Source organism: Bradyrhizobium liaoningense (genome assembly GCF_018130785.1).
In the GTDB taxonomy this organism is placed as follows: Bacteria; Pseudomonadota; Alphaproteobacteria; order Rhizobiales; family Xanthobacteraceae; genus Bradyrhizobium; species Bradyrhizobium liaoningense_A.
The window spans coordinates 969,812-994,606 of the sequence record NZ_JAFCJT010000001.1 but is presented as its reverse complement, the minus strand read 5'-3'; the positions used below and the strand labels follow the sequence as shown (position 1 = coordinate 994,606).

General features: G+C 64.3%; 21 protein-coding genes. 8 read left to right on the top strand and 13 right to left on the bottom strand.

The genetic code is table 11. The features are described 5' to 3' along the window. Positions 1 to 43 precede the first annotated feature (43 nt). Positions 44 to 1,435 (top strand): aminobacteriohopanetriol synthase HpnO, encoded by a 1,392-nt coding sequence (gene hpnO, locus JQ627_RS04385; protein ID WP_212482903.1) that lies wholly within the window; start codon positions 44 to 46, stop codon positions 1,433 to 1,435. A gap of 13 nt (positions 1,436 to 1,448) precedes the next feature. Here hpnO and JQ627_RS04380 read toward each other — a convergent pair whose 3' ends face one another. Both JQ627_RS04380 and JQ627_RS04375 read right to left on the bottom strand, forming a co-directional pair. Beyond that, positions 1,449 to 1,733 carry a HigA family addiction module antitoxin gene (locus tag JQ627_RS04380; RefSeq protein ID WP_249142847.1) on the bottom strand — a complete coding sequence of 95 codons (285 nt, stop codon included), beginning with the start codon at positions 1,731 to 1,733 and terminating at the stop codon, positions 1,449 to 1,451. Between the two features lie 45 nt (positions 1,734 to 1,778). Next, positions 1,779 to 2,834 carry an AraC family transcriptional regulator gene (locus JQ627_RS04375; protein WP_212482901.1) on the bottom strand — a complete coding sequence of 352 codons (1,056 nt, stop codon included), beginning with the start codon at positions 2,832 to 2,834 and terminating at the stop codon, positions 1,779 to 1,781. On the opposite strand from JQ627_RS04375, the gene JQ627_RS04370 reads away from it, so the two are divergent. Next, positions 2,815 to 3,195 carry a nuclear transport factor 2 family protein gene (locus JQ627_RS04370; protein WP_248882084.1) on the top strand — a complete coding sequence of 127 codons (381 nt, stop codon included), beginning with the start codon at positions 2,815 to 2,817 and terminating at the stop codon, positions 3,193 to 3,195. The genes JQ627_RS04375 and JQ627_RS04370 overlap by 20 nt on opposite strands. 73 nt (positions 3,196 to 3,268) lie before the next feature. Here the strand turns inward: JQ627_RS04370 and JQ627_RS04365 are convergent, their stop codons facing one another. From JQ627_RS04365 to JQ627_RS04340, 6 genes are all read right to left on the bottom strand, one after another. Further along, the gene (locus tag JQ627_RS04365) at positions 3,269 to 4,030 is read right to left on the bottom strand and encodes an anti-sigma factor (RefSeq protein WP_212482900.1); all 762 of its coding nucleotides are present in this window, start codon (positions 4,028 to 4,030) and stop codon (positions 3,269 to 3,271) included. Further along, positions 4,027 to 4,575, bottom strand: coding sequence for a sigma-70 family RNA polymerase sigma factor (locus JQ627_RS04360; protein WP_212482899.1), 549 nt, complete (start codon positions 4,573 to 4,575; stop codon positions 4,027 to 4,029). Before JQ627_RS04360 ends, JQ627_RS04365 begins: the two co-directional genes overlap by 4 nt. A 142-nt stretch (positions 4,576 to 4,717) precedes the next feature. Continuing rightward, on the bottom strand, positions 4,718 to 5,041 hold the full coding sequence (locus tag JQ627_RS04355) for a cupredoxin family copper-binding protein (RefSeq protein ID WP_212482898.1): 324 nt from the start codon (positions 5,039 to 5,041) through the stop codon (positions 4,718 to 4,720). Between the two features lie 19 nt (positions 5,042 to 5,060). Beyond that, complete coding sequence (locus JQ627_RS04350; RefSeq protein ID WP_212482897.1) at positions 5,061 to 6,005, bottom strand: metallophosphoesterase; 945 nt, start codon at positions 6,003 to 6,005, stop codon at positions 5,061 to 5,063. Between the two features lie 156 nt (positions 6,006 to 6,161). After that, positions 6,162 to 7,043 carry an alpha/beta fold hydrolase gene (locus JQ627_RS04345; protein WP_212482896.1) on the bottom strand — a complete coding sequence of 294 codons (882 nt, stop codon included), beginning with the start codon at positions 7,041 to 7,043 and terminating at the stop codon, positions 6,162 to 6,164. 12 nt (positions 7,044 to 7,055) lie between these two features. Then, complete coding sequence (locus tag JQ627_RS04340; protein WP_212482895.1) at positions 7,056 to 8,675, bottom strand: GMC family oxidoreductase; 1,620 nt, start codon at positions 8,673 to 8,675, stop codon at positions 7,056 to 7,058. A gap of 174 nt (positions 8,676 to 8,849) precedes the next feature. Here JQ627_RS04340 and JQ627_RS04335 point away from each other — a divergent pair, with 174 nt between their 5' ends. Further along, the gene (locus tag JQ627_RS04335) at positions 8,850 to 10,022 is read left to right on the top strand and encodes a M20 aminoacylase family protein (protein WP_212482894.1); all 1,173 of its coding nucleotides are present in this window, start codon (positions 8,850 to 8,852) and stop codon (positions 10,020 to 10,022) included. A 76-nt stretch (positions 10,023 to 10,098) separates the two neighbouring features. Here JQ627_RS04335 and JQ627_RS04330 read toward each other — a convergent pair whose 3' ends face one another. From JQ627_RS04330 to JQ627_RS04320, 3 genes are all read right to left on the bottom strand, one after another. Beyond that, positions 10,099 to 11,727 carry an inorganic phosphate transporter gene (locus JQ627_RS04330; RefSeq protein WP_212482893.1) on the bottom strand — a complete coding sequence of 543 codons (1,629 nt, stop codon included), beginning with the start codon at positions 11,725 to 11,727 and terminating at the stop codon, positions 10,099 to 10,101. Between the two features lie 97 nt (positions 11,728 to 11,824). Beyond that, on the bottom strand, positions 11,825 to 13,267 hold the full coding sequence (locus JQ627_RS04325) for a UdgX family uracil-DNA binding protein (protein ID WP_212482892.1): 1,443 nt from the start codon (positions 13,265 to 13,267) through the stop codon (positions 11,825 to 11,827). Beyond that, positions 13,267 to 14,502 carry a putative DNA modification/repair radical SAM protein gene (locus tag JQ627_RS04320; RefSeq protein ID WP_212482891.1) on the bottom strand — a complete coding sequence of 412 codons (1,236 nt, stop codon included), beginning with the start codon at positions 14,500 to 14,502 and terminating at the stop codon, positions 13,267 to 13,269. Before JQ627_RS04320 ends, JQ627_RS04325 begins: the two co-directional genes overlap by 1 nt. Positions 14,503 to 14,736: 234 nt before the next feature. Here JQ627_RS04320 and JQ627_RS04315 point away from each other — a divergent pair, with 234 nt between their 5' ends. Genes JQ627_RS04315 through JQ627_RS04305 form a run of 3 tightly spaced genes read left to right on the top strand, consistent with a single transcriptional unit; the run spans position 14,737 to position 20,427 of the window. Beyond that, complete coding sequence (locus JQ627_RS04315) at positions 14,737 to 15,558, top strand: ImuA family protein (RefSeq protein WP_212482890.1); 822 nt, start codon at positions 14,737 to 14,739, stop codon at positions 15,556 to 15,558. After that, the gene (locus JQ627_RS04310) at positions 15,461 to 17,047 is read left to right on the top strand and encodes a DNA polymerase Y family protein (protein WP_212482889.1); all 1,587 of its coding nucleotides are present in this window, start codon (positions 15,461 to 15,463) and stop codon (positions 17,045 to 17,047) included. Before JQ627_RS04315 ends, JQ627_RS04310 begins: the two co-directional genes overlap by 98 nt. Next, positions 17,044 to 20,427 carry an error-prone DNA polymerase gene (locus tag JQ627_RS04305; RefSeq protein WP_212482888.1) on the top strand — a complete coding sequence of 1,128 codons (3,384 nt, stop codon included), beginning with the start codon at positions 17,044 to 17,046 and terminating at the stop codon, positions 20,425 to 20,427. The genes JQ627_RS04310 and JQ627_RS04305 overlap by 4 nt, the downstream gene beginning before the upstream one ends. A 186-nt stretch (positions 20,428 to 20,613) precedes the next feature. Here JQ627_RS04305 and JQ627_RS04300 read toward each other — a convergent pair whose 3' ends face one another. Both JQ627_RS04300 and JQ627_RS04295 read right to left on the bottom strand, forming a co-directional pair. After that, the gene (locus tag JQ627_RS04300) at positions 20,614 to 21,384 is read right to left on the bottom strand and encodes an SDR family NAD(P)-dependent oxidoreductase (RefSeq protein ID WP_212482887.1); all 771 of its coding nucleotides are present in this window, start codon (positions 21,382 to 21,384) and stop codon (positions 20,614 to 20,616) included. 198 nt (positions 21,385 to 21,582) lie between these two features. Continuing rightward, positions 21,583 to 21,870 (bottom strand): hypothetical protein, encoded by a 288-nt coding sequence (locus JQ627_RS04295; RefSeq protein ID WP_063984616.1) that lies wholly within the window; start codon positions 21,868 to 21,870, stop codon positions 21,583 to 21,585. Positions 21,871 to 21,984: 114 nt separating this feature from the next. On the opposite strand from JQ627_RS04295, the gene JQ627_RS04290 reads away from it, so the two are divergent. Both JQ627_RS04290 and JQ627_RS04285 read left to right on the top strand, forming a co-directional pair. Next, positions 21,985 to 23,397 carry a CoA transferase gene (locus tag JQ627_RS04290; RefSeq protein ID WP_212482886.1) on the top strand — a complete coding sequence of 471 codons (1,413 nt, stop codon included), beginning with the start codon at positions 21,985 to 21,987 and terminating at the stop codon, positions 23,395 to 23,397. Positions 23,398 to 23,542: 145 nt separating this feature from the next. Continuing rightward, positions 23,543 to 24,787, top strand: coding sequence for an efflux RND transporter periplasmic adaptor subunit (locus JQ627_RS04285; RefSeq protein WP_212482885.1), 1,245 nt, complete (start codon positions 23,543 to 23,545; stop codon positions 24,785 to 24,787). The last annotated feature ends 8 nt before the right edge of the window (positions 24,788 to 24,795 follow it).

The window sequence follows — 24,795 nt, the reverse complement described above, 5'->3', positions numbered from 1 at the left end:
GTTTTCAGTTGACGAGACGGCCCTCAACCGAAGTATGTAGCGGATGCACAGCCCAAATCCAGACATGTCTCAGCTATTCGCGGACCGTCAGGCCCAGCGCAGCACCCTGCATAATCGGCATCTGAACGAGCAGTTCGTTCGGGTTCTCAAGACCATCGGCTACGATGTCGGCTTCCAGAAGGGGCAGGGGCAGTATCTCTACGATCGCGAGGGCGCCCGCTATCTCGACCTGTTGTCCGGCTTTGGCGTGTTCGCGATCGGGCGCAATCACCCGGTGATGCGCGAGGCGCTCAAGAGCGTGCTCGATGCGGACCTGCCCAACCTCGTCCAGTTCGACGTCTCGGTGCTCGCCGGCGTGCTCGCCGAGCGGCTGCTGAAATACGTCCCCTATCTCGACAAGGCGTTCTTCGCCAATTCCGGCGCCGAATGCGTCGAAGCCGCGATCAAGTTCGCGCGTGGCGCCACGGGCCGGCCGGGCATCGTCTACTGCGCCCACGGCTATCATGGCCTGACCTATGGCGCGCTGTCGCTGACGGGTGATTCGAACTTCCGCACCGGCTTCGAGCCGCTGCTGCCGGGCTGCACCTCGATCCCGTTCAACGACCTGGCCGCGCTCGAAAAGGCGCTGGCCTCGCGTGAGGTCGCGGCCTTCATCGTCGAGCCGATCCAGGGCAAGGGCGTCAACATGCCCACCGACGAGTTCCTGCCCGGCGCGGCCGCCCTCTGCAAGAAATACGGCACGCTGTTCGTCGCCGACGAGATCCAGACCGGCATGGGCCGCACCGGCCGCTTCCTGGCGGTCGAGCACTGGAACGTCGAACCCGACATGGTGCTGCTGTCGAAGTCGCTGTCCGGCGGCCACGTTCCGGTCGGCGCGGTGCTGACGCGCAAGGCCATCTTCGACAAGATTTTCAATCAGATGGACCGCGCTGTGGTGCACGGTTCGACCTTCTCGAAAAATGACCTCGCCATGGCCGCGGGTATTGCCACGCTCGACGTCATGGAGTCCGAGAAGCTGATCGAGTCCGCCGCCAAGCGCGGCGCCGAGCTGCGCCTCGCGCTGACGCGCATGGTGCCCGGCTACGAGCTGATGAAGGAAGTGCGTGGCAAGGGTCTGATGATCGGCGTCGAGTTCGGTCCGCCGAAGTCGCTGCGCCTGCGGGCCTCGTGGAACGTGCTGGAGACCGCCAACAAGGGCCTGTTCTGCCAGCTCATCACCGTGCCGCTGTTCAAGGATCACAAGATCCTGACGCAAGTGGCCGGCCACGGCAGCCACACCATCAAGCTGCTGCCGCCGCTCACCATCACCGAGGAAGACTGCAGCTGGATCGAAAAGGCGTTCGACGACGTCATCGCCGGCAGCCACAAGGTCCCCGGCGCGATCTGGTCGCTCGGCAAGACGCTGGTGGACAACGCGGTGCGGCGGTCGGCGTAAGGCCGCCGATCGCTCAGGCCGCTTTCGGCTTGTTCACAGTCTCAATGCGGTTGAGTGCCTTGCCGAGATCGCGTCTGGCGATCTGGATGCCGTCATCATTCTGAAGATTGAGCCAAAGCTCGGCGGTCGTGCCGAGCGCCTTGGCCGGCCGAAGTGCGATGTCGGCGGTGATTCCAGTCTGCTCATTCGCGATCCGCCCGATGCGCGTGCGGGGCAGGCCGCACGTCTTGGCGAGAGCGCCTGCAGACATGTTGAGCGGAACAAGGAATTCCGCCCGCAGAACCTCGCCAGGATGCATGGGTCTGAGTTTCTTGGCCTTCTCCGACCGTCGCGAAATATACATTCACGAGCTGCCGTTTCGATAGCGTCCTGGTGATCGTCCAAACACGCGACTGAAGGCCTTCGAGAACGACGGCGCGGACTCGTACCCCACGGCCCGTGCGATCTCGTCGATGGAGCGGCCGGTTTCACGCAGCGTTTTGGCCGCCAGGCTCATCCGCCAGCGCGTGACATAGGCGAGCGGCGGCTCTCCGACCAGTTGCGTGAAACGGCGCGCGAAGGTGGCGCGCGAGAGCAGAGCGTGGTCCGCCAGGGCTGCGACCGTCCAGTCGTCCTGCGGCTGCTCATGGATGAGGCGCAAGGCGCGCACGATCGCGGGATCGCTCAATGCGCCGAACCAGTTGCCGCTGCCCGCGGGCTGATTGTCCATCCACGCGCGCAACAGCAGGACCAATGCGCTGTCGAGCAGGCGCGATGCGACGATTTCGGCCTCGCTGCGGCGGCCCTGCGCTTCGACACGGAGCAACTGTAACGCCAGTCGCAACGGCTCGTTGGCCTCGACCTGCTGTGCGGTGAGGTGAACCAAGGGCGGCATGAGCGACACCATCGGATGAGGCCCGGCCTCGTCGAGCTGGTATTTCGCGCATAGCAGCCTCGTTGCATCGGACGCCGAGGCCGCCTCCGGGGCTGATGCCGCGGACAGCGCGTCACGAATGGGAACGATCGCGGCATCCGGCGGATCGCTCAGCGCATGGCCGACGCCACTCGCGACCAGGACCACATCGCCGGGTGAAAGATGAATGGGCTCGTCACGGCCCGTCAGCTTCAGCCAGCAACTGCCCGCGAGCACGACGTGAAGCGCAGAGTTCCGCTGCGGCTCGACGCCGATACCCCAGGGACGGCGCAGCAGGGCCGTGCCAAGGAACGCGCTGCCGGTGCGATATGCCGCCAACACCTCCGACCTTGCATCCATCACGTCCGCTCCCGCGTGCCGACGGTTGCTCTTTGAGACGATCGGACTGGACTTTGCAAGCCGCGCACATCGACGCCGACGCCGCGCCGGTCCAGAACGCGTGACGATTTCATGGGAGAACAAGCTGATGAGCGAAATGTCGGCCAACAAGGCCATCGTGCGCGAATTTCTGGAAACGGCGATCAACCGGGGAGATTTCGATGCGGCCGCGATCCATCTAGGTCCGCGCTACGTCCAGCATAACCCCATGATCGCGGATGGCGTCGAGGGCATTCGAAAGCACCTGTCCGAGCTGCGCCGGCAGTTTCCGGAACTGCGCGCCGAGGTCAAGCGGATCGCAGCCGATGGCGATCTCGTCATCGCGCATGTCCACGCGCAGCGCACGCCCGCGGATCCCGGTCTTGCCATCGTCGACATCTTCCGCCTCGAGGGCGGCAAGCTCGTCGAGCATTGGGAGGTGCGCCAGCCCGTGCCCGACACGGCGGTGCATGGCAACGGCATGTTCTAGATCGCTATTGCGAGCCAAGCGGCCGAACCCGCGGCCCGATGACGGGGCTGCGACGCAATGACGGGTGGATGCGCTAGCCCTCCACATTCGCCTTCATCGCCGCCTCGAACTTGTCGACGAATTCGGCGAGCTCGTCGGCGCCGATATCGCTGACGGCCCAGAAGTTCAGGCCGCGATTGCCCCAGCGGCGGCAGTTGAAGCCCTGCATGGTCTCGGTCTTCGGCGCGCGATATTCCGCGTTCGATGTCTGCGATACGAACAAATTGATCACGTGCTGCCGGCGCTTGTAGACGACCGCACCGATGGCGCGGGCGTCGATATAGTCGAGCCGGCCGCCGACCAGCGTAAAACCTTGCGCGGTGAGATCGATCACGGGCGGGGCGACGTCGAGCTTGCCGTTGAACCACGGCTTCACGGTGTGCTGGTCGGTGGAGACCACGTCGATGAGGTGGCCGGCCTGGAGCGAGCGCAGATGCGCGGAGACGACCTCAGAGAGGATGCGTTGCTGGTCGTCCTGGCGCAGCACGACGGCGACGACGCCGGAGGCGGCGAGCGCGGAGACGGCCGAGCCCATCGCAAAGCCGCGCAGCACCGAGCGGCGGCTCGGCTGCTGGCGTTGCGGCAGCGAGGCCTCGATCCGGCTGCGCAGGCTTGCTGGTGCGGTGTAGCGCAGATTGGTTTCGGCGAGCACGCGCTGCATCTCGCGCTGTGCGGCAAACTCCGCGGCGCAGCCCGGGCAGCCGGCGATGTGGGCTTCGACCTCGCGCGCGTGGCCGGCATCGAGCTCGTTGTCGAGCAGCGCGTGAAGCAGGATCTTTGCTTCGTCGCAGGTCATTTCGAGTGCTCCTCTTCCGCCATCCAGGCCGCGCGCAGCATGGCGCGGGCGCGTGCGAGGCGGGACATTACGGTGCCGACGGGGGCGCCGATGGTCTCGGCGATCTCACGATAGGACAGGTTGTTGATCTCCCGCAGCACGAATGTTTCCTTGAACGGTTCGGCGAGCGCGTCGATCAGCTTGCGGATTGCGCCGGCATCTCGGCTGCGCAGCACTTCGGTCTCGGGGCTCGCCTCGGTCTCCTGCCACATCGGCGTCTGCTCGGCGGCATCGGGCGTGTCCTCGATCGCGCTGTGCCTATGCGCGCGCCGCGCATATTCGGCGTTACAGACGTTGCGCAGGATCGCGAACAGCCAGGGCTTCATCGCGGGCCCGCGATAGCTGTCAAAGTGCTTCAGCGCGCGCAGGTAGCACTCCTGCACCGCGTCCTCGGCATCGGAGGCATCGCGCAAGAGATAGCGCGCGAGCGTGTAGACGTCGTCGAGATAAGGCAGCGCCGCTTCGCGGAAACGCTGCGCCTTCTCCAAATCGTCGTTGGCGGGCATCGCTCCTCGCTTTGCCTCTTGTTCTGCGCGTCGCGTTGTTTCGTCCCTGTTCGTTTCGTTCCCGTGTGTGACGGAAGGCACACGAGCCCGGCCAGCGTGGGACCACTGGCCGGGCAAGACGTTGATGCCTTGGTTCGAGATGTTACTCAACCTTGATCATCCCCGTCATGTGCGGGTGCAACGAACAAAAATATTTGTAGTCGCCCGCATTGGTGAAAGTGAACGAGAACTTGTCGTCGGTGTCCAGGGTCTTCGACCTGAACTTGCCGGCCGAAACGATCGTGTGCGGGATGTCGTCCCGGTTGGTCCAGGTCACCGTGGTGCCGAGCTTGATCTTGAGCTCGGCCGGCTGGAAAACGAAATTGTCGATGTGCACTTCCATGTCGTCGGCGCGGGCCGTTGTTGCGGGCAACAGGATGGCCGCGGCCACAGCGACACCGAAGTCGCGGCGATTGAGTGTCTTCATTGTCAGCTTCCGTTCAGCCTTAGCCTTGCAGCGGTGTGTCGATGATCGCGAGCCGCTGCTCGTTCTGCTTGAAGTTGATGCTGGCGACGCCGAGCATGCCGCGCAGTCTTGCGTCCTCGACCTTCATCGGTCCGGGCGACGGCGCGGCCCCCGGCGCCGGCTGCGGGAACGCAGTCGAGCGCGCGGTGTGGAAGGTGACGTTGCCCTCGACCTTCTGCATCACCTGGTGGATGTGGCCATTCAGCACTGTGACCGAGCCGAAGCCTTTCACTCGTTCCAGCGCGCGGCCGCCGTCCTCGGTGCCCCAGCCCCATTCCGGATAGACGGTCCAGAGCGGGATGTGCGCGAACAGCACGATCGGCGTCGATTTCGACTTGCCGCGGAGGTCATCCTCCAGCCAGGCGAGTTGCTCGGCGCCGAGATTGCCGAGGCCGCCGGCCTTGAGATCGACGACATTGACGAGGCCGATGAAGTGCACGCCGCCGGCATCGAACGAATACCAGCCCGCACCCTTGGTGCCGCGGCCGTAGCGTTCGCGATAGAACTTCACCTCCTCGTCGAGGAAATCATGCTCGCCGGGCACGTAGTGCACGTCGAGCTTGGTCTGCGAGATGATGCGGTCGGCATTGTCGAACTCGGCGGCCTTTGAGAGATGCGTGATGTCGCCGGTGTGGATCATGAAGGAGGGCTTCGCCGGCATCGCGTTGATCTTGTTGACTGCTTCCTCCAGCGTGCCGAGCGCGTTGGGATTGGCCGGCTTGTCGAAGCCGACATGACTGTCGCTGATCTGGAGGAAGGTCATGCCGGGCGCCGTCGCGGTCGCGGCCTGCGCGGAATCGATGATACCGAGCGAGCGCGGCACGCCGCCCGTGATGGTCCAGAGCACCCCGGTGCCGGCCCAGGTCATGCATTCCAGCACCTTGCGGCGGCTGACGCCGTCGTCGCCGTGATCGTGTCCGCTCATCGCACGTCTCCTCTCGCCCGGAATTGGGCTTCGGGGAGGTGATTGGGGGAGGGGCGGGTTTATTCGCGGGAGGCGATGACGATTTCGTGAGGTGGTATCGTGTCCCGGACGCGCTGCAATGCGTAAGCATTGCGGCGCAGAGCCGGGGCACGAGACCTACTTTGAAAAGTCTCGCACCGCTTCCACTACAGCCGCCGGCACTTCCTGCGCCACGCAATGCCCGGCGCCCTCGAAGACCAGCGTACTGACGCGTGGGATCAGCGACGCCGCGCGCGCGGCCATCACCTTGTAGATCGGCCCGGACTTCGCGGCAGTCGTGATGCGCACCGGGCAGTCGATCTCGGCAAGCGAGGCAAACGGATTGCCCCGAGCATCGCCAACGTAGACCTGCGCCATCGCCTCGTAGATCGGACGCAGCATCGCCGACTCGATCTCGGGCGTGCAGCAGAGCCGAATCCGGCCATCTTCCAGCGGTACGAAGCCGTGGCGTACATAGGCCCGCAGCGACGTTTCGGTCCAATCCGCAAATGCCGGCGCGGTGCGGTAGCGGTTGAAGACGGCATCGATGCTATCGAACTCCGCCTGACGGCGCAGCGCGCCCTGCACGCGGGACAGGGAGTCTTCCTCCAATCCTCCGGAGCGTGCCGCGCGCGGGTCCATGATGGTCGGCTCCATCACGAACAGGCGTGTCAAACGTCCGGGCAAGAGCTTTGCCGCGAGCAGGAGATCGGTCGCACCCGCGCTGTGTCCGATCCCGTAGACATCGCGCAGATCGAGTGCATCGATTACCCGGCAGGCGTCCTCGGCAAAATCCAGGAAATGATAGGAGCCCGGCTTGTGGCTGGCGCCGTGGCCGCGGCGGTCGAGCGCATAGACCGTATAGGTCGATGCAAGCTCGCGCGCGACCTCGTCCCAGACATCGGCGACGAAGCCGGTGCCGTGCACGAGGAGGGCGGGCGGCTTGCCGCTCTCGCCCCATTGCAGCATGGCGATCTCTGCGTCGGCCGGGCCGATTGAAAAGGGGTGCGGGTTGATCATGGTGGCGGGATGCTACTTCGCATCCTCCAAAATCATCGTCGCGCCTTTCTCGGCGATCATCGCGGTCGGCGTGTTGGTGTTGCCCGACGTGATCGTCGGCATGATCGAGGCATCGACGATGCGCAGGCCAGAGAGGCCGTAGAAGCGCAGGCGCTCGTCCACCACCGCCATCGGATCATTCACCGCACCCATCTTCGCGGTGCCGACGGGATGGAAGATGGTGGTGCCGATATCTCCGGCGGCTTTTGCGAGTGAGGCGTCGTCGTCGCCGACGGAAGGGCCGGGCAGATACTCGCTCGGGCGATATTTTGCCAGTGCCTTCTGCCGCATCAGGCGGCGGGTGGTGCGGATCGCGTCGGCGCCGACCTGCCGGTCGTCGTCGGTCGACAGATAATTCGGCGCGATGATCGGCTTCTCGTCCGCTATCGCCGAGCGCAGCCGTACGGTGCCGCGTGAGGTCGGCTGGAGATTGCAGGCACTCACCGTGATCGCGGGGAAGCGGTGCAGCGGATCGCCGAACTTGTCGAGCGACAGCGGCTGCACGTGGAACTGGATGTTGGCGCGCGCGCGCGTGGCATCGGAGCGTGTGAAGATGCCGAGCTGCGACGGCGCCATGGTCAACGGACCGCGGCGGCGGAAGGCGTAATCGAGACCCATCAGGCCGCGGCGGAACAAATTGTAGTAGGTCTCGTTCAGCGTTCGCACGCCCTCGACCTTGTAGATCGCGCGCTGCTGGAGATGGTCCTGGAGGTTGCGGCCGATTCCGGGCTTGTCCATCACGATGTCGATGCCGAGCGGCGACAGCCAGTCGGCGGGGCCGATGCCGGAGCGATGCAGCACCTGCACCGAGCCGATGGAGCCTGCCGAGAGGATCACTTCGCGTTTGGCGCGCGCCTCGATGATCTCGCCGTTCTGGATAAAGCGCACGCCGACGGCGCGGCCCTGCTCGATGATCAGCTGGTCGACCAGCACGTGCTTCTCGAGCCGCAAATTGGGGCGGTTCAGCGCGGGCTTGAGGAAACCGCGTGCCGACGACCAGCGCCGGCCGCGCTTCTGGTTGACGTGGAAATAGCTGGTGCCCTCGTTGTCGCCGGTGTTGAAATCCGGGATGCGCTTGATGCCCATTTCTTCTGCGGCATCGCCGACGGCGTCGAGAACGGCCCATGACAGCCGCGGCGCCTCGATGCGCCAGCCGCCGCCGGTGCCATGATGTTCGCTCGCGCCGAGGAAATGATCCTCGAGCCGCTTAAACAGCGGCAGCACGTCGTCATAGCCCCAGCCGGTCATGCCGAGCTGGCGCCAGTGGTCATAGTCGGCGGCCTGTCCGCGCATCGAGATCATGGCGTTGATCGCCGAAGAGCCGCCGATCACCTTGCCGCGGGGATAGGAGAGCGAACGACCATTGAGACCGGGCTCCGCCTCGGTCTTGAACATCCAGTCCGAGCGCGGATTGCCGATCGCGAAGAGATAGCCGACCGGAATGTGGAACCAGATCCAGTTGTCGTCGCCGCCGGCTTCGAGGATGAGGACGCGATTGTTGCGATCGGCCGACAGCCGGTTGGCGAGGATACAGCCCGCCGTGCCGGCTCCGACGACAATGTAGTCAAACTCACCTTCGAGCCGTCTTGGCATTCTGTTTCCACCCGTATGGTCACTCAGCGTTGCGTCCTAATAGGCAGACGCGGCGGATCGGGACAAGCCCGGCCATGACGAGAGGACAGGGCTCCCCTCGATCCGCGGGAGTTAGGTGGACTGGCGCTTGCATGGTAGACAGTCCTGTATTTTCAACAAAGCTTGAGACCCTCCATGCCCATCGTGAACCGCGTCGCCGACCTTCAACCCGATATTCAGGCCTGGCGCCGGGACATCCACCAACATCCGGAGCTGCTGTACGACGTTCACCGCACCGCAGCATTCGTGGCGGACCGCCTGCGCGAGTTCGGCTGCGACGAGGTCGTGACCGGCCTCGGCCAGACCGGCGTGGTCGGTGTGATCAAGGGCAGCAAGCCGGCCGGCGAGGGGCTCAAGACCATCGGGCTGCGCGCGGACATGGATGCGCTGCCGGTCGAGGAGCAGACCAACCTGCCTTACGCCTCCAAGAACCCAGGCAAGATGCACGCCTGCGGCCATGACGGCCACACCGCGATGCTGTTAGGGGCGGCCCGCTACCTCGCCGAGACCCGCAACTTCGCCGGCGATGCGGTGGTGATCTTCCAGCCGGCCGAGGAGGGCGGCGCCGGCGGCGCGGCCATGGTCAAGGACGGCCTGATGGAGCGCTTCGGCATCGAGCAGGTCTACGGCATGCACAACGGCCCGGGCATTCCGATCGGATCGTTCGCGATCCGGCCGGGTCCGATCATGGCTGCGACCGACGAGGTCGACATCATGATCGAGGGCCTCGGCGGCCACGCCGCGCGTCCGCACAAATGCGTCGATTCAGTGCTGGTCGGTGCGCAGGTGATCACCGCGCTGCAGTCGATCGTCGCCCGCAGCGTCGATCCGCTGGAATCGGCCGTGATCTCGATCTGCGAATTCCACGCCGGCAATGCCCGCAACGTCATTCCGCAGACTGCGACGTTGAGGGGCACCATCCGCACGCTGTCGCCTGAGGTGCGCACGCTCGTCGAGAAGCGCGTGCACGAAGTGGTGGCGGGCGTGGCACAGATCACCGGCGCCAAGATCGACCTGCACTACAAGCGCAACTACCCTGTCGTGAACAACCACGCCGCGGAGACCGAGGTGGCACGGCGCATCGCCAGGAACGTTGCCGGCGAGGCCAATGTGCACGAGATGCCGCCGCTGATGGGCGGCGAGGATTTCGCCTACATGCTGGAAGCGCGGCCCGGCGCCTTCATCTTCTGCGGCAACGGCGACAGCGCCGGCCTGCATCACCCCGCCTATAATTTCAACGACGAGGCGATCGTGTTCGGCACCTCCTACTGGGTCAAGCTGGTCGAGGAATCGCTCGCGGCGTCTTAACGCCGAACCCCGAAGCACAAACGAAAAGGGCCCGTGCATCGCACGGGCCCTTTGTCTTTGAGGCGCGTGATCGGCTTCAGAAGATCCGCGAGAAGATCACATACAGCGTGGCCGACAGCGCGATCGCGCAGGGCAGCGTCAGCACCCAGGCCATCAGCAGGTTGCGGATGGTCGCCATCTGCAGGCCCGAGCCGTTCGCGGCCATGGTGCCGGCGACGCCGGACGACAGCACGTGGGTGGTCGAGACCGGCAGGCCGAACACGTCGGCGGCGCCGATCGTGGCCGCGGCGACCAGCTCGGCCGAGGCGCCCTGAGCGTAGGTGAGATGGGTCTTGCCGATCTTCTCACCGACGGTGACGACGATGCGCTTCCAGCCGATCATGGTGCCGAGGCCGAGCGCGATGGCGACCGCGATCTTCACCCAGTTCGGGATGAACTTGGTGGCGCTATCGAGCCCGCCCTTGTAGGCGTTCAAGGTCGCGACCTCTTCCTTGTTAAGGTCGTTTTCCTTGTCCTTCATCAGGAAGCGGATCGCTTCCGAGGTCAGGTACATGTCGTTACGGGTGTTGCCGACCACTTCCGCCGGTACCTTGTTGAGCGAGCCGTACTTCGCAACCTGGTCGCCGACATCCTTCACCAGCACCGACAGCGAGGGGTAGGTGCCTTCGCTGATGTGGTGCGAGGTGATGTACTGCGTCACCGCAGGACGGGGATCGCCGATGATCGAGTGACCGGCGCCCTTGGCCGCGATCACCTTGGAGGCGGCCTCCGAGACCTTCTGGAACTGGGCGACCTGGGATTCCGGCAGCGTGCGGTTGAGCGCGTAGGCGGTCGGCACGGTGCCGATCAGGATCAGCATGATCAGGCCCATGCCCTTCTGGCCGTCGTTCGAGCCATGGGCGAAGCTGACGCCGGTGCAGGTCGCGATCAGCAGGCCGCGGATCCAAAGCGGCGGCGCCTTGTTGCCTTCAGGCGCGGCGTACAGGGCGGGGTTGCGCACGATGAACTTGAGCAGGAGCAGCAGCACGGCGGCGCAGATGAAACCGAACAGCGGCGACAGCAGCAGCGCGTAGCCGATCTCGGTGGCCTTGCTCCAATCAACGCCCGAGGTGCCGTCGCGGCCGCGCATGACGGCGTTGGCGACGCCGACGCCGATGATCGAGCCGATCAGCGTGTGCGAGGAGGAGGCGGGCAGGCCGAAATACCAGGTCCCGAGGTTCCAGATGATCGCGGCGATCAAGAGTGCGAACACCATCGCGAAGCCGGCGCTGGAGCCGACCTGGAGGATCAGCTCGACCGGCAGCAGCGAGACGATGCCGAAGGCGACCGCGCCGGACGACAGCAGCACACCGAGGAAGTTGAAGAAGCCCGACCACATCACCGCGAATTCGGCCGGCAGCGAGTGGGTGTAGATCACGGTCGCCACCGCATTGGCGGTGTCGTGGAAGCCGTTGACGAATTCGAAGCCGAGCGCGATCAGCAGCGCGACGAACAGGAGGATGTAGGGCACGAAGGTCGTCACCTTCGTGCCGGTCGCGTTGACGTCGACATAGATGCTGTAGGCGACGAACAGCAGGCCCGCGGCGAGAATGCCGAAGAACAGGATCATCGTGAGCGGGTTAAAGCCCTTGTCGAGATTTGGCCTGGAAGCCGGCTGGACAGGCGTCGGATCGCCTACCGCACGGTCGAATGCAACATCTGTCATTTTTGGACGCCCCTTAACTAATTTGAAGGGCTATTGTCCGCGATGGATTTGAAGGCTGGATGACAACTGCGTCGTAAAGTCGCTTTCCCATCTGGATTTAGGCGGCGCGCGGGGCCTTCTTCTGCAAGCCGGCGGCGATCCTCAAATCTTCGACAAAGCGCTGATATTCCAGCACCTTCGCTTCCGGATCAGGCAGCCGCAGCAGATAGGACGGATGCACCGTCACCAGTGCCTTGCGACCGTCGGGCAGGTCTATGAGCCGGCCGCGGGTCTTTCCGATCGGGGTGATCTTGCCGAACACACTTTGCGCGGCAGTGGCGCCCATCGCCACGATGAGCTCGGGCTGGATTGCCGAAACTTCCCGCTCGTACCATTGCCGGCACGCCCGGATCTCCGGCGTCGCCGGCTTCTGGTGCAGGCGTATCTTCCCGCGCGGCACGAATTTGAAGTGCTTCACCGCGTTGGTGACATAGACCTTCTTGCGGTCGACGCCGGCTTCTTGCAGCGCACGGTCGAGCATCTGGCCGGCCGGGCCGACGAAGGGATGGCCGGCGAGGTCTTCCTTGTCGCCGGGCTGCTCACCGACCAGCATGATGGTGGCGTCTTTCGGGCCCTCGCCGAACACGGTCTGCGTCGCGTCCTTGTAGAGCGGGCAGGCGCGGCAATGAGCCGCCTCCTCGCGGAGCGCTTCGAGATCGTCGGCAGCTCGCTTGCGTGGCATCGGAGCCTCCGGCCGCTTCTGGGGCTTGTGCGGATCGGTAGCGGCATTGGCGATCATGGCACCGGTCATGCGCTCGGCGTCCTCGATCAAGGGCTTAATGATCGACGCCTCGGGCAGGTTCCTCCAGTATTTCTTCGGCATCTCCGTCTGCATCGCCTTCACCTTGAGCCGGGCCGGATTGAAGATGCTGGCGTAGTAGCGCCGCCAGGTTTCCTCCAGCCGGTCTTCGCCGGGTGCTTCGCTCTTGCTTACGCCCGGTGTGAACGAGAGCGCGTGGCCATCCCAATGCGCACACAGATCGGGTGTCAGGATCGACCACGGCATGTCGGCAAAGCGTTTTGCGAAGAACGGCGCGGCGAGCTCGACGATGTGATGCTCCGGCTCGAACCAGGCGACGTAATGCGCTGCGCGCTCGCGTCCGATCTCGCGGAAACGCACGAAGGCATGCATCTTGTGCTCGTCGCGATGAACCGCTCTTGCCATCGCAATGACCTGCGCGACATCAGGATCGATCGCGACCTCGATGAGATCGTGATTGTCCTTCAAGCGCCAGAGCAGGCGATAGAGGATCGCAAAGCGCTCGGGATCACGATGCAGGATCGCGGCTTTTGCGAGATCGACGAATTTTGCGGAGACGTTGAAGGTGCCATCATTCACTTCAAGGATCGGAGACGGCGAAGGTGGTGCGAACAAATCGGCTTCGCCGCCCTGCACGGCCCAGGTGACATCGGCGGGCGTCACGTGGTGGAGCACGAGCGTACGCGCGGCTTTGCGCCAGCCGTCAAAATCGGTTTGATTGTCGAGGATGATGTACTGCATCAGAAGCCAAACCCCAATTGTGTTGCCTTCGGCTTGAACCGTTCGATCAGCCCTGCTTCGTCGAGGCGGTGCGGCGCGGGGCGGTGATCGCTGAGGACGATGAATGGCAGCGCCTTGTTGCGGGGCACGTGCAGCCGCGCGAGATCGGCGACGCGGATCGTGGTGGTGCGCCGTGTCGCGATGATGCGCTCGACCGCCTTGGTGCCGAAGCCCGGCACGCGCAGCAATTCCTCGCGGCTGGCGCGGTTGACGTCGAGCGGAAAGCGGTCGCGATGGCGCAGCGCCCAGGCGAGTTTTGGATCGATGTCGAGCGGCAGCATCGCGCTGTCGTCGACGATCTCGCCGACATCGAAACCATAGAACCGCATCAGCCAGTCGGCTTGGTAAAGCCGGTGCTCGCGCAGCAAGGGCGGCTGCACCAGAGGCAAAGCGCGGTTCGCATCGGGGATCGGGCTGAAGGCGGAGTAATAGACGCGCCGCAGCCGGTAAGAGCCGTAGAGATTGGAGCTGGTGTGGAGAATGGTGTGATCGGAGGCCGCATCAGCGCCGACGATCATCTGCGTGCTTTGGCCGGCCGGCGCGAAGCGCTGCGGCTTGGCCTTCGTTTTCGTACTGCGGCTGTCCTCGGCCTCGTCCAGCTTCAGCCGCAGCCGGCCCATGGTGCGGCGGATCGCGCGGACATCCTTCTCCGGCGCGAATTGTTGCAGGCTCGTCTCCTGGGGCATCTCGATGTTGATGGAGAGACGGTCGGCATATTTGCCGGCTTCCGCGATCAGCGCATCGTCGGCCTCGGGAATGGTCTTGAGATGGATATAACCGCGGAAGTGATACTCCTCGCGCAGTTTGCGCGCGACGCTGACCACTTGCTCCATGGTGTAGTCGGGGCTGCGGATGATGCCGGAGGAGAGAAACAGGCCCTCGATGTAATTGCGCCGGTAGAAGTCGAGCGTGAGCTTGACCACTTCGTCGATGGTGAAGCGGGCGCGCGGCACGTTCGAGGAGGCGCGGTTGACGCAATAGAGGCAATCGTAATTGCAGGCGTTGGTCAGGAGCACCTTGAGCAGCGAGATACAGCGTCCGTCAGGCGCGTAGGAATGGCAGATGCCCATGCCCGGCGCAGTCGAGCCCATGCCCTTGCCGTCGCTGGAATCCCGCTTCTCGGTGCCGCTGGAGGCGCACGACGCGTCGTATTTGGCGGCATCCGCCAGAATCTCCAGCTTGCGTTGTACGTCCATCGTGGAATCCCTTTGATTCAGCTTATGAATCCGGATGAGCACCAATTCGATTGACTCCCCGGCCGCCGTTAGCTTTATATTAGAACATATCATGAACAAATGAGCCAGCCACAGGTTCTTATTTTTGAGAACCTCGGCAATCACCCCTGAAGGAGCGGCGAGCATGCAGAGCGCGATCAGCAAAAGTGGTCGCCGGTTTTGCGTCCGATCGCGCTCTTCTTTTTAAGAGGGCGCATGATCTTGTCGCCAAACCGCTCACACTTTGGCGGATCATGCGCCACCGCACGGATGAGCGCGCTTGCGACCTTGCGCGGCCAGATCGAGCGCATCGAGACCGCGGAGGTCGTGCACCAGCACGATCGCGTCGCGCTCGGCCATAGCGAGGCCGACAGCGCGCTGAAGGGCGGGCTCGCGCGCGCGGTGATCCACGAGGTGTTTTGCGAGGGCCGGCAGGGCGCAGCCGCGACGGGTTTCGTCATGGGGCTTGCGGGGCGTGTCTCGCGGCGCCGGCCGCTGCTGTGGGTGCGGCAGGATTTTTCGGAACTCGAGACCGGCGCGCTGTCGATGAGCGGGCTTGCCGAGATCGGTCTCGATCCGCGCCGCGTGGTGATGGTGCGCGCCGCCGATGTCGAGAGCGCGCTGCGGACCTCGGCCGATGCGCTCGCCTGCGATGCGCTGGGCGCCGTCGTGCTCGAGCTCTGGGGCGAGACGCGGCAATTCGATCTCGTGGCGAGCCGCAAGCTGACGCTGGCCGCGCAGTCTTCCGGCGTCACCGGCCTGCTGCTGCGGATGGCCGCGCAACCGCTGCCCTCGACTGCCGAAACCAGATGGATGCTGCGCGCGGCGCATTCACCGCCGGGGTCGGCTTGGAGCTCCTGGGGCGCACCGCGCTTCGATGCCGAACTCTTGCGCAATCGTCATGGCCCGTGCGGCCGGTGGATCATGGAATGGAAATGTGATGAGTGCCAGTTCTCTGAACCGTCGACGTATCCTCAGCCTGTGGCTGCCGCGCCTGCCCATCGATCGGATTCAGCGGTTCTTCGGCGCGCTGGGTAAGGCCAATGATCCGAGCATCGTTGTCATCAAGGACAACAATGCGCTGATAATCCATGCGCTGGACGAGGCCGCCGAGCGCCTCGGGCTGCATATCGGTCAACCCTTGGCCAATGCGCGGGCGATGTGTCCGGATCTAAAAGTGTTCGACGCCGATGTCGTGGCCGATGCGAAGACGCTCAGCGACATCGCCGACTGGTGCGACCGCTTCACGCCGCTGGTGGCGCTCGATCCGCCGCACGGGCTGTTTCTGGACATCACCGGCTGCGCGCATCTGTTCGGCGGGGAAGCTGCGTTGTTGCAGACCCTCGTCCGCGCGCTCGCCCGGCAGGGTTTTGCCGTCAGCGCGGCGATCGCCGGCACCTCGGTCTGCGCGCGCACGCTGACGCGGCAGGCCTCCGGCACCATCGTTGCGGATGGTGGGGAGGCCGCGGCGATCGACCGGTTTCCTGTATCAGCGCTCGGCGCAGGCGAGGTGATCACGACCGGCCTGCGTCGTGCCGGCCTGAAAACCATCGGCGATGTCGCTTCGCGCGCGCCGAGCGAGATCACGGCGCGGTTCGGCGCACGATTCTCCACGCTGCTCGCGCATGCGCTGGGGCAGGGCGATGCGCCGATCAGTCCGCGCAAACCGCTACCGGATTACATCGTGGAGAAGCGCTTTGCCGAGCCGATCGCGACCGACACCATGATCGCGATGACGCTGTCGCGGCTCGCCGATACGCTGATCGCGTCGATGGAGAAGCAGGGCAAGGGCGCGCGCCGGTTAGAAGCCGCGTTCTTCCGCACCGACGGCGTGGTGCGCACGATCATGGTCGAGACCGGACGTTCCGTGACGCGAAGCGCGGTCGTCGACCGTCTGTTCCGCGAGCGTCTCGATGCGCTTGCCGATCCGCTGGATCCCGGCTTCGGTTTCGACATGGTGCGGCTATCGGCGAGCCGCACCGAGATCGTGGTGCAGGAGCAGCGCGACCTCGACGCCCATGTCCACGACAATGACGAGCTCGCCGCGCTGATCGACCGCATCGCCGCGCGCATCGGCGGGAAGCGCGTCGTCGTGCATTTGCCTGAGGATACCCATATCCCCGAATGCGCGGTGCTGGCCGCCCCCGCACAGCATCATCTCGCCGCCGCCATGCAGGCCGAGTGGCCGGCGCGCGCCGAGAGCGAGCCGCCGCTGCGTCCGTTGCGGCTGTTCGACAAGCCGGAATTGGTCACCGTGCCTTTCGCGACCGTGCCCGACGGCCCGCCGCATCAATTCACCTGGCGGCGCGCGAAACATGCGGTGGTGCGGGTGGAGGGACCCGAGCGCATCGCGATGGAGTGGTGGCGGCAGGATGGCAAGCAACTGACGCGGGATTATTTCCGCATCGAGGATGCCGAAGGCCTGCGCTTCTGGATCTTTCGCGACGGTCTTTACGAGGGAGAGGTGTTCGACGCCGAAGGCAAACCCATTCCCCCCAACTGGTATGTGCACGGTCTCTTCGCATGACTATGCCCGCTTATGCCGAGATCGGCATCACCACCAACTTCTCCTTCCTGCGCGGCGGCTCGGATCCGCGCGCCTATGTGCATCAGGCGAGTATCCTCGGCATTCCCGTGATCGGCATTGCCGATCACAACACGCTCGCCGGCGTGGTGCGGGCCTACAAGGAACTCGGCAATGACAAGGTGCTGCACAAGCCGAAATTGCTGATCGGCGCGCGCATCGTCTTCATCGACGGCACGCCCGACATTCTTGTCTATCCGCGCGACCGCGCCGCCTATGGCCGGCTGTGCCAGCTCCTCACCAGGGGCAAGCGCGGCGACGACATCACGCGGATCGAGAAGGGCGAATGCCATCTCGCTTTTACCGATCTTCTTGAGTTTTCCGAGGGCCAGCTCCTGGTCCTGACGCTGCCACATCGATTCGAGCCCGAGCAGGCGCTGGATATTCTTTCAAAGCTGAAAGCAAGCCGCGCCGAGGGCGTGTGGCTGGCGGCGAGCCTGGTCTATCGCGGCGACGACCGCCGCCGCCTGGCGCGGCTCGATGATCTCGCCGCCAAGGCAAACGTTCCGCTGCTCGCGACCAACGAAGTGCTCTATCACGACCCCGGCCGCCGTCCGCTTCAGGACGTGCTCACCTGCATCCGGGAAAAAACCACGATCGAGGCGGTCGGACGGAAGCTGGAAGCCAATGCCGAGCGCTTCCTGAAGACGCCACGCGAAATGTCGCGGCTGTTCCGCGACTTTCCCGAGGCGATCGCGGAGACCATGCGCTTTGCGGACAAGATCGATTTCACGCTCGACCAGCTCAAATACCAATATCCGGACGAGCCGGTGCCGCCGGGCAAGACCGCGCAGGGGCATCTGGAGGATCTGACCTGGGCGGGCGTCGACAAATATTTCGGCGGCATCACCAAAATCGACGAGAAGCTTCATGCGACCCTGAAGAAAGAGCTCGCGCTGATCGCCGAGCTGAAATACGCGCATTACTTCCTCACCGTGCACGACATCGTGCACTACGCACGCAGCCAGAACATCCTGTGCCAGGGGCGGGGATCGGCGGCGAACTCGGCCGTCTGCTACGTGCTTGGCATCACCTCGGTCGACCCGACCCAGGTCGATCTGCTGTTCGAGCGCTTCATCTCCAAGGAGCGGCTGGAGCCGCCTGATATCGACGTCGATTTCGAGCATTCGCGGCGCGAGGAGGTGATGCAATATGTCTATCGCCGCTACGGCCGCCACCGCGCCGCGATCATCGCCACCATCATCCATTACCGTCCGCGCAGCGCCATCCGCGACGTCGGCAAGGCGCTGGGTCTGACCGAAGACGTCACCGCCGCGCTCGCCGACACCGTATGGGGAAGCTGGGGCAAGGGCCTCAACGACATGCAGGTCAGGCAGGCCGGGCTCGATCCCAACAATTCCATGATCAATCTCGCGGTCGAGCTCGCGACCGAGCTGATCGAATTCCCGCGCCATCTTTCCCAGCATGTCGGCGGCTATGTGCTCACGCAGGACCGGCTCGACACCTATGTGCCGATCGGCAATGCCGCGATGGACGATCGCACCTTCATCGAATGGGACAAGGACGACGTCGACGCACTCAACATGATGAAGGTCGACGTGCTCGCGCTGGGCATGCTGACCTGCATCAGGAAATGTTTTGATCTGATCGACCGGCACAAGGGCAAGCGTTACGAGCTTGCGGATATCAAGTCGGAGGATGACGACGAAGTTTATCAAATGCTGCAGCGGGGGGAATCACTCGGCGTGTTCCAGGTCGAGAGCCGCGCGCAGATGAACATGCTGCCGCGGCTGAAACCGCGGACCTTCTACGATCTCGTCATCGAAGTCGCGATCGTGCGTCCCGGCCCGATCCAGGGCGACATGGTTCATCCGTATCTGAGGCGACGGAACGGTGAAGAGAAGGAAAATTATCCGGCTCCGTCGCCTGAATATGGAGAGGCAGACGAGCTCTATAAGGTGTTGCACAAGACGTTAGGAGTGCCTCTGTTCCAGGAGCAGGCCATGCGGATTGCGATCGTGGCCGCAGGCTTTACCTCGGAAGAGGCCAACGGATTGCGACGTGCCATGGCAACGTTCCGCAACGTCGGGACCATCGGCAATTTCGAAGAGAAAATGATCGGCAACATGATCCGCCGAGGATACGACCCTCAATTCGCCAGAAATTGCTTCGAGCAGATCAAGGGTTTCGGCTCCTACGGTTTTCCTGAGAGCCACGCGGCTAGCTTTGCGCAGCTCGTCTACATCTCCTCATGGCTCAAATGGCACCACCCGGACGCATTCTGCTGCGGTCTGCTGAACTCGCAGCCGATGGGCTTTTACGCTCCGGCGCAGATTGTCGGCGATGCTCGCAAGAACGGCGTCGAGGTCCGCGACATCGACGTCTCCTACAGCTTTGCGCAGAACACGCTGGAAAATACCGAAGACAAGTACTGTGCCGTGCGTCTCGGTTTCCGCCAGATCGACGGTTTTCATTGGCTCGATCCTGATGAGGGGTTCCTCAAAGAGGAGCAGGCGAAGCGGCAAGGCAAAGTCTATGTCACTCAGGAAGACTGGGCCGATCGCATCATCAAGGCCCGCAACCGCCGTCCCTTCACCTCGCTCGAAGACTTCGCCCGCGACACCGGGCTGCCCAAGCGTGCGCTGATCCTGCTGGCGGATGCCGACGCGTTCCGTTCGCTCGGCCTCGACCGCCGCGAGGCGCTGTGGCAGGTGCGGCGGCTGCCCGACAGCGTGCCGCTGCCGCTGTTCGAGGCGGCGACCGCGCGCGAGCAGCCGGACGAGCACGCAAAACCGTTGCCGGAGATGCCGCGGGCCGAACAGGTGGTCGCGGACTACCAGACCATCCGGCTATCGCTGAAGGGCCATCCGATGGAGTTTTTGCGCGAGATGTTCTCGCGCGAGCGTGTGGTGGCCTGCAGGGACATCAGCCATGACAACGAGCGGCGCCGCGTCCGCTGCGCCGGCGTGGTGCTGGTGCGGCAGCGGCCGGGCAGCGCCAGCGGCGTCGTGTTCATGACGCTGGAGGACGAAACCGGTATCGCCAATGTCGTGGTGTGGCCCAAGATCATGGAGCAGTACCGCAAGGAGGTGATGGGCGCGCGCCTCATCCTGGTCGAGGGCTATATCCAGAGCAGCCCCGAAAAGGTGACGCATCTCATCGCCCAGCGCATGGTCGACCGTTCGCACGATCTGGTCGGCCTCGCCAACGATGCGCTGAGCCGCAAGCATCCGGTACCGGCAGGCGCTACCGTGATCGAGCCCCTCAACGACGACCCCCATTCCCACGCGGATATGCCCGCGCAAAAAATCCGCCACCCCCGCAACGTCCGCATCCTGCCGCCATCGCGGGATTTTCATTGAGGCTTGTTCAACGCACGCAAATCTTTCACCGTCACCCTCAGGTGGCCGCTTCTTCAGCGGCCCTCGAAGGGCGACGGCCCGGCTGCATCGAGGCCGTGCATCCTTCGAGGCTCCCCATGGGACGCGTTGCGTCCCACGTCTCGCACCTCAGGATGACGGGACGAGACGCGATCGCGCGTCAGCCCTCTAGAAGTTCACCCGGTTCGAAATCGCGCCGTCCACGACGAGATTCGATCCCGTGGTGAATCCCGACACCGGGCTCGCCAGAAACACCGCCGCGCTCGCGATCTCCTGCGGCGTTGCCATGCGGCCCGTCGGATTGCGCTTCATCGCGTCCTTGTAGCGCTCCGGCATGTTCTGCTCGATCATGTTCCAGACGCCGCCCTTGAAATAGACCGTGCCGGGCGAGACCACGTTGACGCGGATTTTCTTCTTGGCGTATTGCCGCGCCAGTCCCTTGGCCATGTGGATCAGCGCCGCCTTGATCGGGCCGTAGGAACTGGCGAGATCAGCCTGCGCCGCCGAGATCGAGGAAATGATGACGAAGGCGGCATCGCCGCTCTTCTCGCCGCTCGCCTCGAGGAACGGCCGTGCGGCATCGAACGCATGCACGGCGCCGAGCACGTCGAGCCGAAAATTCTGCTCCCACGATGCGGGATCGTGGCCTTGCGACATCGCGCCGGCGTTGGAGAACAGCAGATCGACGCCGCCGAGCTCTTTTGCAGCAGCCTCGATCCAGGCTTTCAGCGCCGCGCCGTCGGTGACGTCGACCGGTCCGCCGCTGGCGCGGATCCCGCCCGCCTTCAGCTCAGTGACGGTCGCCGCAACCTGATCCGCGTTACGTGCGCACACCGCGACATTGCTGCCTTCACCGGCCAGCGTCGCCGCAATCGCCCGCCCGATGCCGCGCGTGCCGCCGAGGACGATGGCGTTCTTGCCTTTGAGACCGAGATCCATTGTTTGGTTTTCCTTGTTGATCGTGCGGAGCTTAGTTGTTTGAGCGAGGATGTCGAATTCGTTCTCGGTGTCATACCCCGCGAAAGCGGGGTATCCAGTACGCCGCGGCCTCTCGGTTCAATCACAACCGCCTCTGGAGTACTGGATCATCCGCCTTCGCGGATGACGACACCGTGCGAGCCGAAAGAGTGCCGCCCTCTACTCCGGCGCCGCCCCCACCGGCGGGCCGCCGGGCGGGCGGTGCAGGAAGGTCAGCGAGGCGTAGGCGCCGGCCCAGGAGCCGATCGCCGCGAAAGCGACATAGAACGGGTTTTCGGTGTAGCTGATCACGGCGTAGGAGGAGAGCAGGTACCAGACCGCGCTCCAGTTCGCCGCCGGCACCCGCTTGCGCGCGATCACGGCCGAGGTGAACATGACATAGACCGCATCGGTGGCCGCCGTTGCGATGAACACGGCGCCTGCGGTGAGGGGATCTACGGCGGCCATTGCATTCCTTTCTGCGATCATGACATGGTCGCGAAAACTACAGCATGATCCGGAAAAATGCGCAGCGGATTTCCGAAAAGATCAGGCTCAAATCCGAAAGGGAGAGAAGCGGTCATGCAAGGCCCCGCCGATATTCTCAAGGATCTCTGGACCTCCATCCGTGGCGACAAGGCCGCGCTCGAACGCGTGCGGCTGACCGGCGAGGAGCCGCAAATTCCGTCCTCGTTTCGCGTCGCCGTCGCCGGGCAGACGACGATCGCCGCCGCCGGCCTTGCGGCCGCCGAAATCTGGAGATTGCGCAGCGGCAAGACGCAGGACGTCTCCGTCGACATGCGCCACGCCGTCGCCGAATGTCGCTCGGAGCGTTATTTGCGGCTCGACGACAAGCCGCCGCCGCCGGCCTGGGACGCCATCGCCGGCGTTTATAAAACCGGTGATAATCGCTTCGTCCGCTGTCACACCAATTTCCCGCATCACCGCGACGCCGTCTGCAAGGTGCTCGGTTGCGAGCCCGAGCGCGAGAGGGTGCAGGCTGCATTGATGCAGTGGAAGGGCGAGGATTTTGAAACTGCGGCCTATGCTGCAGGCGGCGTCGTTGCCCTGATGCGCTCCTACGACGAATGGTCCGCGCTGCCGCAGGCCCGCGCGCTCGCCGAACTGCCACTGGTCTCGATCGAGAAGATCGGCGAGGCCCCGCCAAAGTCGTGGCCTCAGGGATTGTCGAACAGCGATCGTCCGCTTTCCGGTCTGCGCGTGCTCGATCTCTCGCGCGTCATCGCAGGCCCCGTTGCCGGCCGCACGCTCGCCGCGCACGGCGCGGACGTGCTGCTCGTCTCAGGGCCGGAGCTGCCGGCCATTCCCTGGCTCACCATCGACACCGGCCGCGGCAAGCTCACGACCTTCATCGAGCTGAAGAGCGAGGCGGGCAGGGCGCAGATGCGCGAACTGTTGAAGGGCGCCGACATCTTCTCGCAAGGCTATCGTCCGCGCGCGCTTGCAGCCCTCGGCTTCGCGCCGGAGGATGCAGCGAACATCAATCCCGGCATCGTCTACGTCACGCTGTCGGCCTATGGCCATGCCGGCCCCTGGGCGGAGCGGCGCGGTTTCGATTCACTGGTGCAGACCACGACGGGCTTCAACCACGCCGAGGGGCAGGCCGCGGGCATCGACGGTCCCAAGGAATTGCCGGCGCAGATGCTCGATCACGCCACCGGCTATCTGATGGCGTTCGGCGCGATGATGGCCAAGGCGCGTCAGGCCCGCGAAGGCGGCAGCTGGCACGTGCGCGTGTCGCTGGCGCAGACCGGGCGCTGGCTGTGGAATCTCGGCCGTCTCGACGGCGGCCTGGACACCCCGGATCTTACGGGGGATGCCGTACATGCTGCATTCATCGAGCCCATGCCATCTGGCTTCGGCACGTTGAAGGCGGTGCGCCATTCGGCGCTGCTGTCGACAACGCCGGCGCGATGGAGCCGCCCGGCGATGCCGCTCGGCAGTCATCCGCCACAATGGCCGGCGCGAAACTGACGTGAAGCTGACGCGTTGCAATATTTTAACGCAAACCGAAAGGTGGCCAGCGTTTTTTAGGTTGTTTGAAATCCCAATTCAGCACTATTAGCGCGACCGATAAGGCAGGCGTCTGCCGAGATCGTCGCAGACACGACCGGGCCCCATGGTAGTTGAAAATACCAAGCGATTGCAGGTGTTTACAAAACAACGGGTGATCACATCCGTAGTTTTACTGGCACTCGCCGGCGCCGGTGCCTATGGCTTCATGCGCGTGGGGGCCAAGGAGAAGAGCCACTCCGAGATCTCCAGCCAGTCGCGCAGGAATGCGCAGAATTTCACGCCGACGCCGTCCGAATGGGCGACGCTGACGATCGAGCCGGTCAAGGCCAAGACCTTCCGGGCCGAATATGTCACCGAGGGCAAGGTCGCGGTCGATGAGGATCGCTCGACGCCGGTATTCTCGCCCTATGCAGGCCGGGTGACCAAGCTGCTCGCCAAGCCGGGCGAGATGCTGAAGCAAGGCCAACCGCTGTTCACAATCGAGGCCGCCGACACCGTGCAGGCCCAGAACGATTTCATCGCGGCGATGACCGCGCAGAACAAGGCGAAGTCTGCGATCGATCTTGCCGACATCCAGTTCAAGCGCGCCAAGGACCTCTATGAGGGCCGCGCCATTCCGCTGAAGGACTATCAGCAGGCGGAAGCGACCCAGGTCCAGGCGCAGAACGACGTGCGCTCCTCGGCGACGGCGCTGGAAGCCGCGCGCAATAAGCTGCGCATCCTCGGCTTCACCGACGAGACCATCAAGGCGTTCCAGGACAAGGGCGCGATCAATCCGGAGATCACGATCTATTCGCCGATCTCCGGCACCGTCGTGCAGCGCAAGATCGGTCCCGGCCAGTACGTCAATTCCGGCGCCAGCGATCCGGTCTTCGTGATCGGCGACCTCTCCACGGTCTGGCTCACCGCCTTCGTGCGCGAAAGCGATGCTGCCGCTATGTGCATCGGGCAGGACATCACCGTCAACGTGATGGCGCTGCCGGGCCGCCCCTTGACCGCCAAGATCAACTACGTTGCCGCCGCCATCGATCCCAACACCCGTCGCCTCCTGGTTCGCGCGACCATCGACAACAAGGACGGGCTGCTCAAGCCGGAAATGTTCGCCAACGTCACGATCTATTCGGCCGGCGACCGTGCCGCACCGGCGGTGCCGAAGCAGGCGTTGATCTACGAGGCCGACAAGGTCCGCATCTGGGTCGCGCGCGAGGACAAGTCGGTCGAGCTGCGCCAGATCCAGATCGGCCTCATCAATGGCAATCTCGTCGAGGTTACCAGCAACCTGAAGCCAGGCGAGCAGATCGTCACCAAGGGCAGCCTGTTCATCGACCGCGCGGCGTCCGGTAGCTGATCGACGAC